Origin of the sequence: Rhizobium sp. CCGE 510, assembly GCF_000292525.1 — a bacterium.
Lineage (GTDB): Bacteria > Pseudomonadota > Alphaproteobacteria > Rhizobiales > Rhizobiaceae > Rhizobium.
In genome coordinates this window covers 327,653-341,429 of sequence record NZ_AEYF01000044.1, presented here as the reverse complement: position 1 = coordinate 341,429, position 13,777 = coordinate 327,653, and the positions used below count along the sequence as shown (strand labels likewise).

Here is a 13,777-nt window from a genome sequence, read left to right as displayed (position 1 = left end):
AGGGAAGTTGGTGGGTGCCGCGCGGCTGCGAGGCCGATGAATTGGCAACGGTCATCCGTTCCAAGCATAGATATTCCCCGTCCCGCATGACTCTGTTACATCTCGCGGCAACGCTTCGCGCTTAACTCCGAGACCACGATGATCGAATCCAAACAGGCATTTCCGGTTCTGAGGGCTCTTCTCGCGTTCGCAGTACTTTTCTCGGGCCTTCCCGCCTCCGCGCAGCAGGCCGCACCTTCGCTGCCATTGCTTTTCGATGCGCGCGAACGTCTGGCGAGGCCCGATCTCTCCTCGCTGGTCCGTTTGCGCTTCCTGACCTCGGTGGATTTTCCGCCGTTCAATTTCACCGATCAGAACGGCAAGCTTTCCGGGTTCAACGTCGATCTCGCCCGCGAAATCTGCGGCGAGCTGGAGATCTCCGACAAGTGCCAGATCCAGGCGATCCCTTTCGCCGATCTTAGGGATGCGCTCGCCGCCTCGCAGGGCGATGCCGTCATCGCCGGTCTTGCGGTGACGCCGGAACTGCGCCGGCAATTCGTCTTCTCCCGGCCCTATCTGATGCTGCCGGCGCGCTTCGTGCGCAATCTCGCCGTGCCGCTCGACGGCAAAACGGCGGCCGCGCTTTCGGCTCACCCGGTCGGTGTGGTTAGAGGCACGGTGCACGAGGCGATGCTGGCCGCCTTCTTTCCCGCGATCAAGGCCCAAACCTTCGACACCAAGGACGCCCTGCTTGCTGCGTTGAAGGAGCGCAAGGTCGATGCCGCCTTCGCCGATGCGCTGCAGCTTTCCTTCTGGGTTTCCTCGCCGGCCTCGGCCAAATGCTGCGGGCTGTTCGACGGCCCCTATCTTTCGGAGCATTTCCTCGGCGAGGGCATGACGATCATGCTGCGGCAGAAGGACAGCGTGCTGACATCAGCCATCGACCACGCGCTCGCCACGCTGTCGCGCAACGGCCGTCTGCAGGAAATCTATCTGCGTTATTTTCCCTACGGGCTCTATTGACATGCAGTCGCCCAAAACTGTGCAGCGGTTTTGGGATAACGACATGCATAAAAACAAAGACGTAAGGATCAGCCCTTGCGGAAACGGGCAATCGCGCTGCGCTCGATCGCCGCGCAGGTGAGCTTGTCCAGGCTGAGCCGGTCGCGCAGCAGGCTGAGCAGCCGCAGTTCTTCGGCCTTGACCGAGAGATCGGCGGACGCCACTTCCACGGCCAGCGCATAGGCGGTGTCGTAGAGCTTGACGGGCAGGGTGTCGCGCACGGTTTCGAGAACGACGTCGAGGCCCTCAGGCCCGGAAAGCAGCGAGGCGCAGTCGCGTGCCACCGAAATCAGCTTGTCGTCGTCGAAATCCCGGAAAACCGGCAGGAATCCGATCAGTTGGCCGATCCTTTCCAGCTCCCGGTCGTTCATCGTGCTGTCGACGGCGGAGGCCATCACCATCACGTAGATCAGGGCATCATGGGCGGAAAGCGGCTTGTTCATCTCTGATTCCTTTTTCGATCAGCGGAGATTAGGAATTGGCAGCCGCCATTACAAGGGATCGGTCCTGTCATGGCCGCCGGTTATCTCCGGCGCGGGTCATCGCCGTAAAGGCCTTTTCCTGCCTGCCTGGCCGTCTCGGCGGCTGATGCAAGCGGCGAACCGGCGGCGACTTCAGCCCAGCCGTTTTCGGCAAGCCAGGCGCCGAGATCCTGCGTGCCGAGCCGGCAGGCGGCCGTTACCATTTGCTTCCATTCGGCCGGATCGATATCGCAGGCAATGCTGCGATTGCGCAAAAGCTGGCGCAGCGCCGTCTTCGCCATCATGCCGCAGGGCCATTGTCGGCCCGCCGGCCCGCATATCCTGTCGGCCGGCGTCGGCACGATGCCGGCAAGCTGAAGCCTGCGCTCGCCGAACGACAGCATGCCGGCATTTTCGACCGCCGGCCGCGCCAGCTCCATCGGTTTTTTCGCGGCCGGATCTGCTGCTTGCCCGGCGGCGGTGTCGGCATGTTGCGCGACATCGGCAGGTTTGGGCGCCGTGCCGTCGGCTGGCAGAGGGGAGGGTGGAGCCGGCGGTTGCGCGGCCGGTTCCGCCGAACGGGCGACCACCTCGGCCCGGTCGTCCGAAATCGCCGCCGGTTCGCCGGCCTCGGTGGGCGGATCCACCGTAGTCGCTGTCGCCGTCTCCTCGGCAGACACGGTCTCTTCCCCGGCCGTGCCGCCGCGCAGCCTTGCTTCGCCTGCCATTAGCAGGCCGACCACCACCGCCATTCCCGCGAGACCTGTGAAGATGGCAGCAGGGCGCATGGAATATCTTCCTACTGGCTGGCCCAGATGATGCGGGCGATCCAATCGACGTCGGAAAGCTCGAGAGTGCGGTTGGCATGTTCGGGATTGAGCGACATCAACTCGATCGACCGCGGGCTCTGGCGCAGCAGCACTTTGGCCATCACCTCGCCCTCGTTTGTGCGCACCACGACGCGGTCGTTGCGGCGCACCTGCGCCCCCGGCGCGACGATCAGCACGTCGCCGTCGCGGTAGAGCGGCATCATGCTCTCCCCCTGTACCTCCAGCGCATAGACGCCGGATTTCTGTGCCGGAGCCGCCGGAAATTCCACCACGTCCCAGCCATGGCCGGCCGGAAAACCGCCATCGTCGAAAAAACCGCCGGCGCCGGCCTGGGCGAAGCCGAGCAGCGGAATCGAGCTTCCCTGCGGCGGAAAGGCGTCGTCAGGCTCCCCGGCAGGCTGGTCGGCCAACTGCTTGGCCAGCTGTCCGGAAAGACCGGGATCCGGCCGCAGGAAGACAAGAAACTGCTCCATGCTCGCGCCGGTCGCGCCGAGCACCTTGGCGATCGATTCCGTCGAGGGCCAGCGCAGCCGCCCGTCGGCGGAAAGCCGTTTCGACTTGTTGAAGGAGGTGGGGTCGAGCCCGGCGCGGCGCGCAAGACCGGAGGGCGTCAGGTCGTGCCGTTCGGCAAGCTTGTCGATCGCTCCCCAGATCTGGTCGTGTGACAGCATATGCGCCCGATTCCGTGCGGCTCGTCATGCCGCGCCTAAACCAGGTCGAATATTAACCGACCGTGCCGTCTGAGTAAAGCTAAAGGAGGAATAAAATCCTGTTATCGAGCGCCTTTAGGCGACCATCGCCATGTTGATCTTGCCGAGCTGGATGACTGCCTGCGTGCGGCTGTCGACATCGAGTTTCAACAGGATCGCCGAGACATGCGCCTTGATCGTCGCCTCGGAGACGCCGAGTTCATAGGCGATCTGCTTGTTCAGCAACCCTTCGGCCAGCATGGTCAGCACCCGGCTCTGCTGCGGCGTCAGCGTATGCAGGCGGTGGATCAGGTCGGCGACATCGGGATCCTGCTCCTGGCCGTCGCGATAGTTTTCCGGCGTGGCGATATCGCCGGCAAGCACCGTCTGGATGCTGCGGCGAATATCCTCGATGCCGGAGGATTTGGAGATGAAGCCGGACGCGCCAAGTTCCAGCGCCCGGCGGATCGTCGTTGCGTCGTCGCTTGCCGAAACGATGACGATCGGCAGGCTGGCGAATTCGGAGCGCAACGCCATCAGGCCGGAAAAGCCGCTGACCCCGGGCATGGCGAGGTCGAGCAGCATCAGGTCGGCATCCGCATGGGCGCCTGCAGCCGTGCGGGCAGCGGCGAAATCGCCGGCCTCGACGATCGCCTGCCGGCCTTCCATGCCGATGACAGCCTGACGCAGCGCATCCCGGAACAGCGGATGATCGTCCGCAATGATGATGGTCTGTTCGTGCATCGAAAACTCCCTCCCAAGAGCCCGATCATCGCCGGCGCGCAACGCCATCCCCTCGCGTTCATGCCGGCTTTCTTAAGTGATTATATCAGATCAGGTCTTCTGCGGAAGGGGATTGGCGTTTTCATCAGCCTGGAACTCCTTCACCATCCCCATGAAACTCTTCATCATCTTCTCCATGATGCTGATCGAGCGGTCGACTTCGGCATCGCTCGGCAGTGCGCGCTGGATGGGGCCGCCTTGCTCCAGCTTCGTCACCCGCGCGGAAAGCCGGTCGAGTTCGTCTTCATAGGCCGCCCGTTCGTCGGCCGCCATCCGGCAGACGAGGGCGCCGTCCTTGTCCTGGCAGATCGACATTGCCCCGGTCTGCCGGTCGAGCCGGACGAAATGGTCGCCGCTTTTTTCCAGCTGGAACCGGCTTGCATCGGCCTCGGCCGCGGCCGCGCCAAGCGGCAGGAGGGTAACGCCAAGTATCAGAACCAAAATCTTCATCGTCTCATCCTCCTGAATTTGTTTCTGCCGATCCCATTTTTACTGTCGGGGCGTGGACATCGCCGCCTCTTTCCGGCAAAGCGCTGGTGATCGAGGACCAGCAATGGCGAGGCCATGATGAGCGTGACACCGACCCTTTACAAGATCGTGACGGAAACGCTCTGGCAGCAAGCCAGACAAACCGGCATTTTTCATGGCGCCGGCATCGATCTCAAGGATGGCTTCATCCATTTCTCGACCGCCAATCAGGTGAAGCAGACCGCGGCGCTATATTTTGCCGGCCAGTCTGGCCTGCTGCTGATTGCCGTCGATGGCGGGGGTTTTGGCGACAAGCTGGTGTTCGAGCCCTCACGTGGCGGCGATCTCTTCCCGCATCTCTTTGCCGATCTGCCGCTGGCCGCCGTGCTGTGGCAAGCGCCGTTGCCGCTCGACGAGACCGGCGCCCATGTCTTTCCGGAGCTGCAGCCATGATCGATCCCTTCAAGCGTCTCGCCCGCAAGGGTCTGTTCCTGTTCGATCCGGAAACGGCGCACGGCATGTCGATCGCCGCACTGAAATCCGGCCTGGTGCCGGCCTGCCAGCTCACCCCCGATCCGCGCCTGCGCCAGACCGTCGCCGGACTCGTCTTCGAAAATCCGCTCGGCATGGCCGCAGGCTACGACAAGAATGCCGAGGTGCCGGAGGCGCTGCTGAAGCTCGGCTTCGGCTTTACCGAAATCGGCACGGTGACGCCGAAGCCGCAATCCGGCAATCTGCGCCCGCGCATCTTCCGGCTGGTCGAGGATGAAGCCATCATCAATCGCCTCGGCTTCAACAATGAAGGCCATGAGGCGGCATTCGCGCGCCTTGCCGCGCTGAGCGGCAAGGGCATGGTCGGCGTCAATATCGGCGCCAACAAGGACAGCGACGATCGCATCGCCGATTACGTCGCCGGCATTCGCCGCTTCCATTCGGTCGCACGTTATTTCACCGCCAACATCTCCTCGCCGAACACGCCGGGCCTGCGCGACCTGCAGGGGCGCGAAAGCCTTGCCGCACTGCTATCATCAGTGCTGACGGCGCGCGACGAGGCAGCAGCGACATCCGGCCGCAAGGTGCCGGTCTTTCTGAAGATCGCTCCTGATCTGACCGAGGAAGGCATGGACGATATCGCGGCGGAAGCACTCGCGCATGCGCTGGATGGCCTGATCGTCTCCAACACCACGCTGTCGCGCGACGGTCTCAAGGATCAGCGCCAGGCGCAGGAGACCGGCGGCCTTTCCGGCGTGCCGCTGTTCGAAAAATCGACGGCGGTGCTCGCCAGGATGCGCAAGCGCGTCGGCCCTGCCTTGCCGATCATCGGCGTTGGTGGCATCTCCTCGGCCGAAACCGCATTGGAAAAGATCAGGGCGGGCGCCGATCTCGTCCAGCTCTATTCCTGCATGGTCTACGAGGGACCCGGCCTGGCCGGCGATATCGTCCGCGGCCTTTCGAAACTCATGGATCGCGAAAAGGCCGGCTCGATCGGCGAGCTGCGCGACACCAGGCTGGATTACTGGGCAGCTCGAAAAGTCTGATCGGCCCGCGGTTTGACCAGCACGGCCAGGAAAAAGCCGCGGAAAAGCAGGAAGGCGTTCATCGCCAGCCACAGGCCGTGATTGCCGAAGAGCGGCACGAAAACGGCGAGCATGGCGAGATAACCGGCAAACGACATCAGCATCCGGTTGCGCATCTCGGCCGACCATGTGGCGCCGATGAAGACACCGTCCATCAGGAAGGCGAGTGCCCCTGTCAGCCCGGTCACCGCCGCCCAGGGCAGATAGGTCTCGGCCGCCTGCTGTACCTCCGGTGAGGTGGTCAGCACCGAGATCAGCCAGGAACCGGCAAGGAAGAAGAAGGCGGAAACGATCGCCGCCAGCCCGAAGGACCACAAGATCGTCAGCTTCAGCCCGCGGTCGAAGGCCGGCCGGTAACGCGCGCCGATCGCCCGGCCGGTGATCTGCTCGGCGGCATTGGCAAGCCCGTCGAGATAATAGCTGGAGAGCAGGACGAAATTCATCAGCACGGCATTGGCGGCAAGCGTCACCGCGCCGAAACCCGTGCCGATCCGCGTCATGATGGTGAAGGCGCCGATCAGCACGAAGGTTCGGATCAGGATGTCGCGGTTGAGCGCGAAAAGCTCGGCCAGCCGATGCCGCGAAAAAATCTCCGCCCATGCCGGCCGCTCGGCCCTGGAAAAACCGCTGAGCACGATGAACAGCCCGGCGAGCGCACCGGCCGTCTCGCCGGCCATCGTTCCCCAGGCGACCCCCGCCACGCCCCAATCGAGCGTCAGGCCGAGATAGATGGACAGCAGGATGTTGATGCCGTTGATGATCGCCTGCAGCAGCAGCCCGATCTTGCCCTGTCCGCGCCCGAGAACGAAGCCGAGGATGGCGTAATTCGCCAGCGCCGCCGGTGCGGCAAGGATGCGGATCGAGAAATAGGTGCTGGTCGCCTCTGCGATCGCGCCTTCCGCGCCCATCAGCGGCAACCCGGCCGCAATCAGTAGCGGCGAAAGCAAAAGCAGCGCCAATCCGCAGCCGAGCGCGGAGATCAGTGCTCGCCAGAAGACGGCCTGTTGCTCGTGCTGGTCTCGCCTTCCATAGGCCTGCGCTGTCAGTCCTGTCGTCGATGCCCGCAGGAAATTGAAACTGCCCAAGATGAGATCGAACAGCATCGCACCGATCGCCAGCCCTGCCAGCGCTTGCGGATTGCCCATATGGCCGACGACTGCGGTGCTCGTCAGCCCGAGCAGCGGCGTCGTCACGAAACCGAGCGTCATCGGAATGGCGATCGACAGCACCAGCCGGTGTGTTACCTCGAAGGCCAGGGAATGACTGTTGCTGCGCGTATCCATGCTTGCCCCATATCGAGGCCGAATCGCCTCAGCTTGACAGCACCATGGCCCAATAGGGCAGGTTCTTGGAAGATGCATTATGGGCGACGGCAACGCCAAGGCCGTCATAACGGCCGAGCATGTTTTCCAGATGATGCGGCGAGTTAATCCAGGCCGTCACCACGGCATCGACGCTCTGTTGGCCGGAGGCGATATTTTCGGCCGCCGGTAGTTGCACGCCGCTCGCCTTGACCCTGGCGCCGAAACTGTCGGTCAGCCCCATCAGATGCGCCATCTTACCGGCGCTCGCCATGCGCTTCGCCTGGAAAAGCGCAGCCGTTTTCGCCGCCGGATCGACGCTAAGCGGCGGCAGGCCGTTCTTCGCCCTCAGCTGGTTGACGAGCGGCAGCACGCTCGCCGTTTCGTCCTCGCCGTTCGAAGGCGTGCCGGCAAGGTGCGGGGTCGTGGTGCAGCCGGCAATGCCGGCGGCAAGCGAAAGTCCGGAAAGGATGAGCAGGCTGCGCCTGGAAAGATCGATCGATGTCATGTTACCGGCGATAGCTGAAAAGGCGAAGGATGACGAAAAGCGGGATGACGATCGTCGCCCCGAGGATGAGATAGTTGCCGACACTCCCGAGCGCTGAAAACCCGCGATGCCAGATTTCCAGGATGAAATCCCGGAACCCATAGATGATGTTCCACGGCGTCAGGCCGAAGACGGTCATGACGAAACCGACGATCAGCGACACGACGATAAGCTTTATCAATGTGCGGCCGATTGAATCGCCGAGAAACCTGTTCGCCTGATCGGACATAAGCCATCTCCTGTTTGCCCTTGGAATAAGGTTGCGGCGCACCGCCCGCAAGCCCTTTCCGGAATTGGCCGCTTCGCCTGTGAAATAGGACTTGAGTTTTTTTGTGGCCGCCGCCAAATGCGGCGAACCAAGGTCCAATTATGCAACCCCACCAGCTTTCCTCAGGCGACGTCATCGCCGACCGCCGCGCCGATTATGCCCGCATGCTCGAAGAAGGCGGCGAGCCGGAGGCGGCGGCCGAGCTGATGGAACAGGCGCTCGAGCTCGTGCCCGGCTGGGCCGCCGGCTGGTATCGTCTCGCCACCTATCGCGAAAAGGCGGGCAAGGGCGAAGCCGCGATCGAGGCCTATCGCAGCACGCTTGCCCTCGATCCCGAAGACATTTTCGGCGCCACCCTCAAGCTCGCCCTGCTCGGCGGCGCCGCCACACCCGACCGGCCGCCGAGCCGCTATGTCGAGCGCCTGTTCGACGATTATGCCGCCCGTTTCGAATCAGCGCTCGTCGAAAAACTCGATTACACCGTCCCGCAGAAGCTCGCGGCCCTCGTCGCCTCCACCGGCAGGCATTATGAATGCGCCGTCGATCTGGGCTGCGGCACCGGCCTGCTCGGCCCGGAAATCCGCGCCCGGGTCAGCCGCCTCGAAGGCTTCGACCTCTCGCAGAACATGCTGGCCAAGGCCGCCGAAAAGCAGGTCTACGACAGTCTCGCCCAGGCCGATCTTTCGCTGTCGCCGGATCTCGCCGGCCTGTTTACAGATGCCGCACGCCACCGCGCCGACCTGGTGACGGCAGCCGATGTGCTGATGTATCTCGGCAATCTCGAAAGCGTCTTTGCCATCGTCGAACACCTCGCCGCCGCAGGTGCCGACATCGCTTTTTCAGTCGAGGATGTGGGGGAGGGCGACGGCTTTCATCTGGCGCCCTCGCTGCGTTACGCCCATTCGGAAGCCTATGTGCGGAAGCTGCTCGGCCGTCACGGCCTTGAAATCCTCAAGATCGTCAAAACGGTCATTCGCAAAGATGGCGGTAAACCGGTTGCCGGCATTCTGTTTCTTACGCGGAAATCCCCGTAAGCGAACATTTCTTGCGATGTTTTTATAGGTCAGTATTGCTTACCTAATTCGCTTGATCGGCCCGCGAAAAAACCCGATACTGCAGCGCATCGGCAGCGAGCCCGGCAACAAAGGCCAAGGCGCTCAAGCTCATCTCATTACGCAAAATTTCACCGCGCCCGGTCTTCTCCGGCGTGTTCTTGAACTCGTCTGCCGTGGAGACTGGCGACATGACACAGCTCATCAATGTCCTTGGCGGCTTCTGGAATGCCAGCGCCACGCGCCATGCCCCGATCGAAGACGTGCAGGGCATCTTCTCCGGTAGCCTCGTCGCCGCCCTCGGCCTTTACGTCCTCGCCAGCGCCGGCCTTCTCACCGGCAGCACCGCCGGCGTTGCTTTCCTTCTGCATTATGCCTTCGGCGTCAATTTCGGCCTTGCCTTCTTCCTGCTCAACCTGCCGTTCTTCTGGCTGTCGTGGAAGCGACTCGGCATGGCTTTCACGGTCAAGACCTTCATCGCCATCGGCCTGACCTCGGTGCTATCAGACGTGCAGTCGCGCTTCTTCTCCATTTCCAGCATCCATCCGGCTTGGGCGGCCCTTCTCGGTGGCCTGCTGCTCGGCTTCGGCGTGCTGGCGCTCTATCGCCACCGCGCCAGCCTCGGCGGCGTCGGCATTCTCGGCGTCTATGTTCAGGAGCGTTTCGGCATCCGCGCCGGCCTCGTCCAGCTCGTCATCGACCTCTGCGTGCTCGCCGCCGCCTTCCTCGTCACCACGCCGCCGGTCGTCTTCTATTCCGTGCTCGGCGCCGTCGTCCTCAACCTCTTTGTCGCCATCAACCACCGCGCCGACCGCTACATCGCGATCTAACATTAAAAATCGGTAAGCCATTCTAAACAAAACGTAACTTGCCTCTGCGCAGCCATGACGCGACACTTCCTCCCGCGCCGGATTTGATGAGGTGAGTTATGTCGGATTTGGAAAAGCTTGTAAGACGCCGCATGCAGGAAGAATACGCCAAGGGCGCTTCCGCAGAGGAAATCGCGAAAGTTGTCCGCGACCTCTTCAACAGCATCGACCTCTCGGGCCCATCGCCTGATGTCGTTGCCGTGCGAGCCACGACGGATCGCGCGTGACAGTACATTCAACCGACCCGAACTTTTCGGGTCGGTCGTCCGGAAACTGATATCAAGCTGCCTTGACTGCCGCATCGATCGGATGCTGCGAGCGGAAGCCGACGGCAAGACGGTTCCAGATGTTGATGGCCCCGATCGCCACGGTGATCTTCGTCATTTCCTCTTCGGAGAAATGCGCCTTCAGCGTCTCGTAATCGGCATCCGGCGCGCCTGACTTGGCAATGTTCGTCACGGCATCGACCCAGCCGAGCAGCGCCCGTTCGCGGGTGTCATAAACAGGTGATTCCCGCCAGACGCACATCAGGTTGATCCACTGCTCGCTCAGCCCATCATGGCGGGCTTCCTTCACATGCATGTCGACGCAATAGGCGCAGCCATTGATCTGCGAAGCGCGCAGCTTGATCAGGTGGATGAAGCGGCGCTCCAATCCGGAGGACTGGACGTACTGCTCGAGCGCGACGATCGCCTTATATGCATCGGGGGCGGCTTTGGCGAAGTTGAAACGCGGTTGCATGGTCTTCTCCTTTGTTGTGGCTCAGCGAGCCGTCTTGCGTTCGTGGATTTCCAGGAAGGCGCAGCTTCGGGCTGCGATCGATCCGTCGTCGAGAGCGGTTAGTTCGATGCCAAGGTCGGCAATGCTGGTCTTGGCAAGTTCGGCCCGATAGACCCGTTCGGCTTTGAGCATCGCCGCGCTGATGTTGCAGGGCGTGGCGAAGAAGCGATCGGCGACCGGGTTCGGTCCGCGCTGGCGGATTTCGGCGCAACGGAAAGCCGGTGCCGGTCCTTCGACGGCGAGCAGGATGTCGAGCAGCGAGATCTCTTCGGCCGCCTTGGCCAGCCGGTATCCACCCTTCGGCCCCGGGACAGTATTGAGGATGTCGGCGCCAGACAGCGCCTGCAGATGTTTCAGCAGATAGCTCGTCGAAACGCCGTGGAATTCCGCCAGTGCTGCGGCCGAAAGCACGCCGCCTTCGGAGAGGCCGGCAAGCATCGCGACGCTGTGAATGGCCTGCTCGACCCCATCGCTCATCTTCATCCCAGTGGCTCCTCAATTCAGGGATAAAAAATATCCATGATTATCGCGTTTGTCAATTCCCCCTGCCGCTCTTCTTTTTCCTCAGGCTTTCACTACCTTCAGAACGTGGACCAGATCGATTCCGAAACCCTCACGTTGCTGCCTGCCGCCTTTACCCGCTGGTTTGCGGAAAAGGGCTGGCGGCCGCGCGCCCATCAGTTGGAATTGCTCGCTCGCGCCGAGGCCGGTGAAAGCACGCTGCTGATTGCGCCCACAGGCGCCGGCAAGACGCTTGCCGGTTTTCTGCCGTCGCTCACCGATCTCACCCGCCGCGGCCGGATTCCGCCCGGCTCCGCCTTCACCGGCATCCATACGCTCTATGTCTCGCCGCTGAAGGCGCTTGCGATCGATATCGAGCGCAACCTGATGAAACCGGTCGAGGAGATGGGCCTGCCGGTTACCGTCGAAAACCGCACCGGCGATACGCCGAACGCCAAGCGCCAGCGCCAGAAGCTTAACCCGCCGGATATTCTGCTGACGACGCCGGAACAGGTCGCCCTGCTTCTCGCCAACCGCGAGGCCGAGCGCTTCTTCAAGGATCTGAAATATGTCGTGCTCGACGAGCTGCATTCGCTCGTCACCTCCAAGCGCGGCCATATGCTGTCGCTCGGCCTTGCCCGCCTTCGCCGCCTTGCCCCCGGCCTCCAGACCATCGGCCTGTCGGCGACCGTCGCCGAACCGATGGATCTACAAAAATGGCTGGTCGCCCAACATGAGGGCAGCGAGCATCATGCCGGCCTCGTCGTCGTCGAAGGCGGCGCCAAACCGGATATCTCGATCCTGTCGACCGAAGAGCGCATTCCCTGGGCCGGCCATTCCGCCCGCTATGCCATTCCCGACGTCTACAACAAGCTCGTCGAACACAAAACGACGCTGCTGTTCGTCAACACCCGCAGCCAGGCGGAAATGCTGTTTCAGGCGCTCTGGACGATCAATGACGACAATCTGCCGATCGCCCTCCATCACGGCTCGCTCGATGTCGCCCAGCGCCGCAAGGTCGAGGCGGCGATGGCCGAAAACCGGCTGCGCGCCGTCGTCGCCACCTCCACCCTCGATCTCGGCATCGACTGGGGCGATGTCGATCTCGTCATCCATGTCGGCGCGCCGAAGGGCGCTTCGCGGCTTGCCCAGCGCATCGGCCGCGCCAATCACCGCATGGACGAGCCGTCGAAGGCGATCCTGGTACCGGCCAACCGTTTCGAGGTGATGGAGTGTCAGGCAGCGCTCGACGCCAATTATATCGGCGCCCAGGACACCCCGCCGGTCGGCCGTGGCGCGCTCGACGTGCTCGCCCAGCACGTGCTCGGCATGGCCTGCGCCGAACCTTTCGACATGCTGGAACTCTACGACGAAATCATCAGCGCCTCGCCCTATGCCGATCTCAACTGGGAAACCTTCGAGCGCATCGTCGATTTCGTCGCGACCGGCGGTTATGCGCTTCGGACCTATGAGCGTTATGCCCGCATCCGCAAGACCAAAGAGGGCCGCTGGCGCGTCTCCAATCCTGCCGTCGCCCAGCAATACCGCCTCAATCTCGGCACCATCGTCGAAAGCCCGATGCTGAACATCCGCATGGTCAAGCGCGGCGAGGGCGGCAGGATCGGCCGCGGCGGCGCCACGCTTGGAAAGGTCGAGGAATACTTCCTCGAGCAATTGTCGCCGGGCGATACTTTCGTCTTCTCCGGCAAGGTGCTGCGCTTCGAGGGCATCCGCGAAAACGAATGCCTGGCATCGCAGGCCTTTTCGCTCGATCCGAAGATCCCGTCCTACAATGGCGGCAAGTTCCCGCTGTCAACCTATCTCGCCGAGCAGGTGCGGGCGATGATCGCCGATCCCGACCGCTGGCGCCATCTGCCGGATCAGGTGCGCGACTGGCTGTCCTTGCAGAACGACAAGTCGATGCTGCCGAAGCGCGACGAGTTCCTGATCGAAACCTTTCCGCGCGGCAGTCGCGGTTATATGGTCGCCTATCCCTTCGAAGGCCGTCTCGCCCACCAGACGCTCGGCATGCTGCTCACCCGCCGGCTGGAGCGGGCCGGCGCCAAGCCGCTCGGCTTCGTCGCCACCGATTATTCGCTGGCCGTCTGGGGTCTTGAGGATATGGGACTGATGATCGGCAATGGCCGGCTCAGCCTCTCCGACCTCTTCGACGAGGATATGCTTGGCGACGATCTCGAAGCCTGGCTCGACGAATCCTTCCTGTTGAAACGCACCTTCCGCAATTGCGCCGTGATTGCGGGCTTGATCGAGCGCCGTCATCCGGGCAAGGAAAAGAGCGGCCGGCAGATCACCGTCTCGGCCGATCTGATCTACGACGTGCTGCGCAGCCACGAGCCGGATCACATCCTGCTGCAGGCGACGCGGCAGGATGCGGCGACGGGACTTTTGGATATTGGCCGGCTTGGCGATATGCTGAGACGAATCAGGGGCCACATCACCCACCGCGCTCTCGACCATATTTCCCCGCTCGCCGTGCCGGTGATGCTGGAAATCGGCCGCGAAGCGGTGCCGGGCGAGGCCCATGATGCGCTGCTCGCCGAAGCGGCCGACGATCTGATCGCCGAGGCGCTCGCTTGAGACTTGTTTGGA

The 13,777-nt window shown here is 62.8% G+C and carries 18 protein-coding genes; 7 read left to right on the top strand and 11 right to left on the bottom strand.

Annotated features, from left to right (window positions below):
• Window positions 1-138 precede the first annotated feature (138 nt).
• A complete protein-coding gene (locus RCCGE510_RS21725; RefSeq protein WP_007633551.1) occupies window positions 139-1,002 on the top strand; it encodes a transporter substrate-binding domain-containing protein in 864 nt (287 codons plus the stop codon).
• 68 nt (window positions 1,003-1,070) lie between these two features.
• On the opposite strand, the gene RCCGE510_RS21720 is transcribed toward RCCGE510_RS21725, so the two are convergent.
• The 5 genes from RCCGE510_RS21720 to RCCGE510_RS21700 form a co-directional block, all read right to left on the bottom strand.
• The gene (locus RCCGE510_RS21720; protein ID WP_007633550.1) at window positions 1,071-1,484 is read right to left on the bottom strand and encodes a tellurite resistance TerB family protein; all 414 of its coding nucleotides are present in this window, start codon (window positions 1,482-1,484) and stop codon (window positions 1,071-1,073) included.
• An 80-nt stretch (window positions 1,485-1,564) separates the two neighbouring features.
• Window positions 1,565-2,290, bottom strand: coding sequence for a thermonuclease family protein (locus tag RCCGE510_RS21715; RefSeq protein WP_007633549.1), 726 nt, complete (start codon window positions 2,288-2,290; stop codon window positions 1,565-1,567).
• Window positions 2,291-2,301: 11 nt separating this feature from the next.
• Complete coding sequence (locus RCCGE510_RS21710; protein WP_007633548.1) at window positions 2,302-3,003, bottom strand: helix-turn-helix transcriptional regulator; 702 nt, start codon at window positions 3,001-3,003, stop codon at window positions 2,302-2,304.
• A 114-nt stretch (window positions 3,004-3,117) separates the two neighbouring features.
• Window positions 3,118-3,765 (bottom strand): response regulator transcription factor, encoded by a 648-nt coding sequence (locus RCCGE510_RS21705; RefSeq protein ID WP_007633547.1) that lies wholly within the window; start codon window positions 3,763-3,765, stop codon window positions 3,118-3,120.
• Window positions 3,766-3,855: 90 nt separating this feature from the next.
• Window positions 3,856-4,254: a hypothetical protein gene (locus tag RCCGE510_RS21700; RefSeq protein ID WP_007633546.1), complete on the bottom strand. Its 399-nt coding sequence runs from the start codon at window positions 4,252-4,254 to the stop codon at window positions 3,856-3,858.
• A 117-nt stretch (window positions 4,255-4,371) separates the two neighbouring features.
• Here RCCGE510_RS21700 and RCCGE510_RS21695 point away from each other — a divergent pair, with 117 nt between their 5' ends.
• Window positions 4,372-4,725 carry a DUF952 domain-containing protein gene (locus RCCGE510_RS21695; RefSeq protein ID WP_037079540.1) on the top strand — a complete coding sequence of 118 codons (354 nt, stop codon included), beginning with the start codon at window positions 4,372-4,374 and terminating at the stop codon, window positions 4,723-4,725.
• Window positions 4,722-5,810 (top strand): quinone-dependent dihydroorotate dehydrogenase, encoded by a 1,089-nt coding sequence (locus RCCGE510_RS21690; RefSeq protein ID WP_007633544.1) that lies wholly within the window; start codon window positions 4,722-4,724, stop codon window positions 5,808-5,810. Before RCCGE510_RS21695 ends, RCCGE510_RS21690 begins: the two co-directional genes overlap by 4 nt.
• On the opposite strand, the gene RCCGE510_RS21685 is transcribed toward RCCGE510_RS21690, so the two are convergent.
• The 3 genes from RCCGE510_RS21685 to RCCGE510_RS21675 are packed head-to-tail and all read right to left on the bottom strand — an operon-like array spanning window position 5,786 to window position 7,926.
• The gene (locus tag RCCGE510_RS21685; protein ID WP_007633543.1) at window positions 5,786-7,132 is read right to left on the bottom strand and encodes an MATE family efflux transporter; all 1,347 of its coding nucleotides are present in this window, start codon (window positions 7,130-7,132) and stop codon (window positions 5,786-5,788) included. The genes RCCGE510_RS21690 and RCCGE510_RS21685 overlap by 25 nt on opposite strands.
• A 28-nt stretch (window positions 7,133-7,160) precedes the next feature.
• Window positions 7,161-7,658, bottom strand: a complete 498-nt coding sequence (locus RCCGE510_RS21680; protein WP_007633538.1) for a CAP domain-containing protein — start codon at window positions 7,656-7,658, stop codon at window positions 7,161-7,163.
• A gap of 1 nt (window position 7,659) precedes the next feature.
• A complete protein-coding gene (locus RCCGE510_RS21675) occupies window positions 7,660-7,926 on the bottom strand; it encodes a DUF6460 domain-containing protein (RefSeq protein WP_007633536.1) in 267 nt (88 codons plus the stop codon).
• A gap of 140 nt (window positions 7,927-8,066) precedes the next feature.
• On the opposite strand from RCCGE510_RS21675, the gene RCCGE510_RS21670 reads away from it, so the two are divergent.
• The gene (locus RCCGE510_RS21670; protein ID WP_007633535.1) at window positions 8,067-8,999 is read left to right on the top strand and encodes a methyltransferase; all 933 of its coding nucleotides are present in this window, start codon (window positions 8,067-8,069) and stop codon (window positions 8,997-8,999) included.
• A gap of 43 nt (window positions 9,000-9,042) precedes the next feature.
• Here RCCGE510_RS21670 and RCCGE510_RS34855 read toward each other — a convergent pair whose 3' ends face one another.
• Complete coding sequence (locus RCCGE510_RS34855) at window positions 9,043-9,210, bottom strand: hypothetical protein (RefSeq protein ID WP_157179929.1); 168 nt, start codon at window positions 9,208-9,210, stop codon at window positions 9,043-9,045.
• Here RCCGE510_RS34855 and RCCGE510_RS21665 point away from each other — a divergent pair.
• Together RCCGE510_RS21665 and RCCGE510_RS35245 are read left to right on the top strand one after the other, a co-directional pair.
• Window positions 9,209-9,847, top strand: a complete 639-nt coding sequence (locus tag RCCGE510_RS21665; RefSeq protein WP_007633533.1) for a YitT family protein — start codon at window positions 9,209-9,211, stop codon at window positions 9,845-9,847. The two genes, RCCGE510_RS34855 and RCCGE510_RS21665, sit on opposite strands and share 2 nt — an antisense overlap.
• Before the next feature lie 98 nt (window positions 9,848-9,945).
• Window positions 9,946-10,113 (top strand): hypothetical protein, encoded by a 168-nt coding sequence (locus tag RCCGE510_RS35245; RefSeq protein WP_007633532.1) that lies wholly within the window; start codon window positions 9,946-9,948, stop codon window positions 10,111-10,113.
• Between the two features lie 52 nt (window positions 10,114-10,165).
• Here RCCGE510_RS35245 and RCCGE510_RS21660 read toward each other — a convergent pair whose 3' ends face one another.
• Both RCCGE510_RS21660 and RCCGE510_RS21655 read right to left on the bottom strand, forming a co-directional pair.
• Window positions 10,166-10,627, bottom strand: coding sequence for a carboxymuconolactone decarboxylase family protein (locus tag RCCGE510_RS21660; RefSeq protein WP_007633531.1), 462 nt, complete (start codon window positions 10,625-10,627; stop codon window positions 10,166-10,168).
• 21 nt (window positions 10,628-10,648) lie between these two features.
• Window positions 10,649-11,149 carry an Rrf2 family transcriptional regulator gene (locus RCCGE510_RS21655; protein WP_007633530.1) on the bottom strand — a complete coding sequence of 167 codons (501 nt, stop codon included), beginning with the start codon at window positions 11,147-11,149 and terminating at the stop codon, window positions 10,649-10,651.
• 105 nt (window positions 11,150-11,254) lie between these two features.
• Between RCCGE510_RS21655 and RCCGE510_RS21650 the strand changes: the two genes are divergently transcribed.
• Entirely contained in the window at window positions 11,255-13,765 is a 2,511-nt protein-coding gene (locus RCCGE510_RS21650; protein ID WP_007633529.1) for a ligase-associated DNA damage response DEXH box helicase, read from the top strand.
• Window positions 13,766-13,777: the final 12 nt, after the last annotated feature.

Coding starts and splice junctions, on each gene's coding strand:
- RCCGE510_RS21660 (WP_007633531.1), bottom strand. CDS start 10,627: ATGCAACCGCGTTTCAACTTCGCCAAAGCCGCCCCCGATGCATATAAG.
- RCCGE510_RS21685 (WP_007633543.1), bottom strand. CDS start 7,132: ATGGATACGCGCAGCAACAGTCATTCCCTGGCCTTCGAGGTAACACAC.
- RCCGE510_RS21725 (WP_007633551.1), top strand. CDS start 139: ATGATCGAATCCAAACAGGCATTTCCGGTTCTGAGGGCTCTTCTCGCG.
- RCCGE510_RS21665 (WP_007633533.1), top strand. CDS start 9,209: ATGACACAGCTCATCAATGTCCTTGGCGGCTTCTGGAATGCCAGCGCC.
- RCCGE510_RS35245 (WP_007633532.1), top strand. CDS start 9,946: ATGTCGGATTTGGAAAAGCTTGTAAGACGCCGCATGCAGGAAGAATAC.
- RCCGE510_RS21695 (WP_037079540.1), top strand. CDS start 4,372: ATGAGCGTGACACCGACCCTTTACAAGATCGTGACGGAAACGCTCTGG.
- RCCGE510_RS21710 (WP_007633548.1), bottom strand. CDS start 3,003: ATGCTGTCACACGACCAGATCTGGGGAGCGATCGACAAGCTTGCCGAA.
- RCCGE510_RS21675 (WP_007633536.1), bottom strand. CDS start 7,926: ATGTCCGATCAGGCGAACAGGTTTCTCGGCGATTCAATCGGCCGCACA.
- RCCGE510_RS21705 (WP_007633547.1), bottom strand. CDS start 3,765: ATGCACGAACAGACCATCATCATTGCGGACGATCATCCGCTGTTCCGG.
- RCCGE510_RS21700 (WP_007633546.1), bottom strand. CDS start 4,254: ATGAAGATTTTGGTTCTGATACTTGGCGTTACCCTCCTGCCGCTTGGC.
- RCCGE510_RS21680 (WP_007633538.1), bottom strand. CDS start 7,658: ATGACATCGATCGATCTTTCCAGGCGCAGCCTGCTCATCCTTTCCGGA.
- RCCGE510_RS21715 (WP_007633549.1), bottom strand. CDS start 2,290: ATGCGCCCTGCTGCCATCTTCACAGGTCTCGCGGGAATGGCGGTGGTG.
- RCCGE510_RS21655 (WP_007633530.1), bottom strand. CDS start 11,149: ATGAAGATGAGCGATGGGGTCGAGCAGGCCATTCACAGCGTCGCGATG.
- RCCGE510_RS21670 (WP_007633535.1), top strand. CDS start 8,067: ATGCAACCCCACCAGCTTTCCTCAGGCGACGTCATCGCCGACCGCCGC.
- RCCGE510_RS34855 (WP_157179929.1), bottom strand. CDS start 9,210: ATGTCGCCAGTCTCCACGGCAGACGAGTTCAAGAACACGCCGGAGAAG.
- RCCGE510_RS21720 (WP_007633550.1), bottom strand. CDS start 1,484: ATGAACAAGCCGCTTTCCGCCCATGATGCCCTGATCTACGTGATGGTG.
- RCCGE510_RS21690 (WP_007633544.1), top strand. CDS start 4,722: ATGATCGATCCCTTCAAGCGTCTCGCCCGCAAGGGTCTGTTCCTGTTC.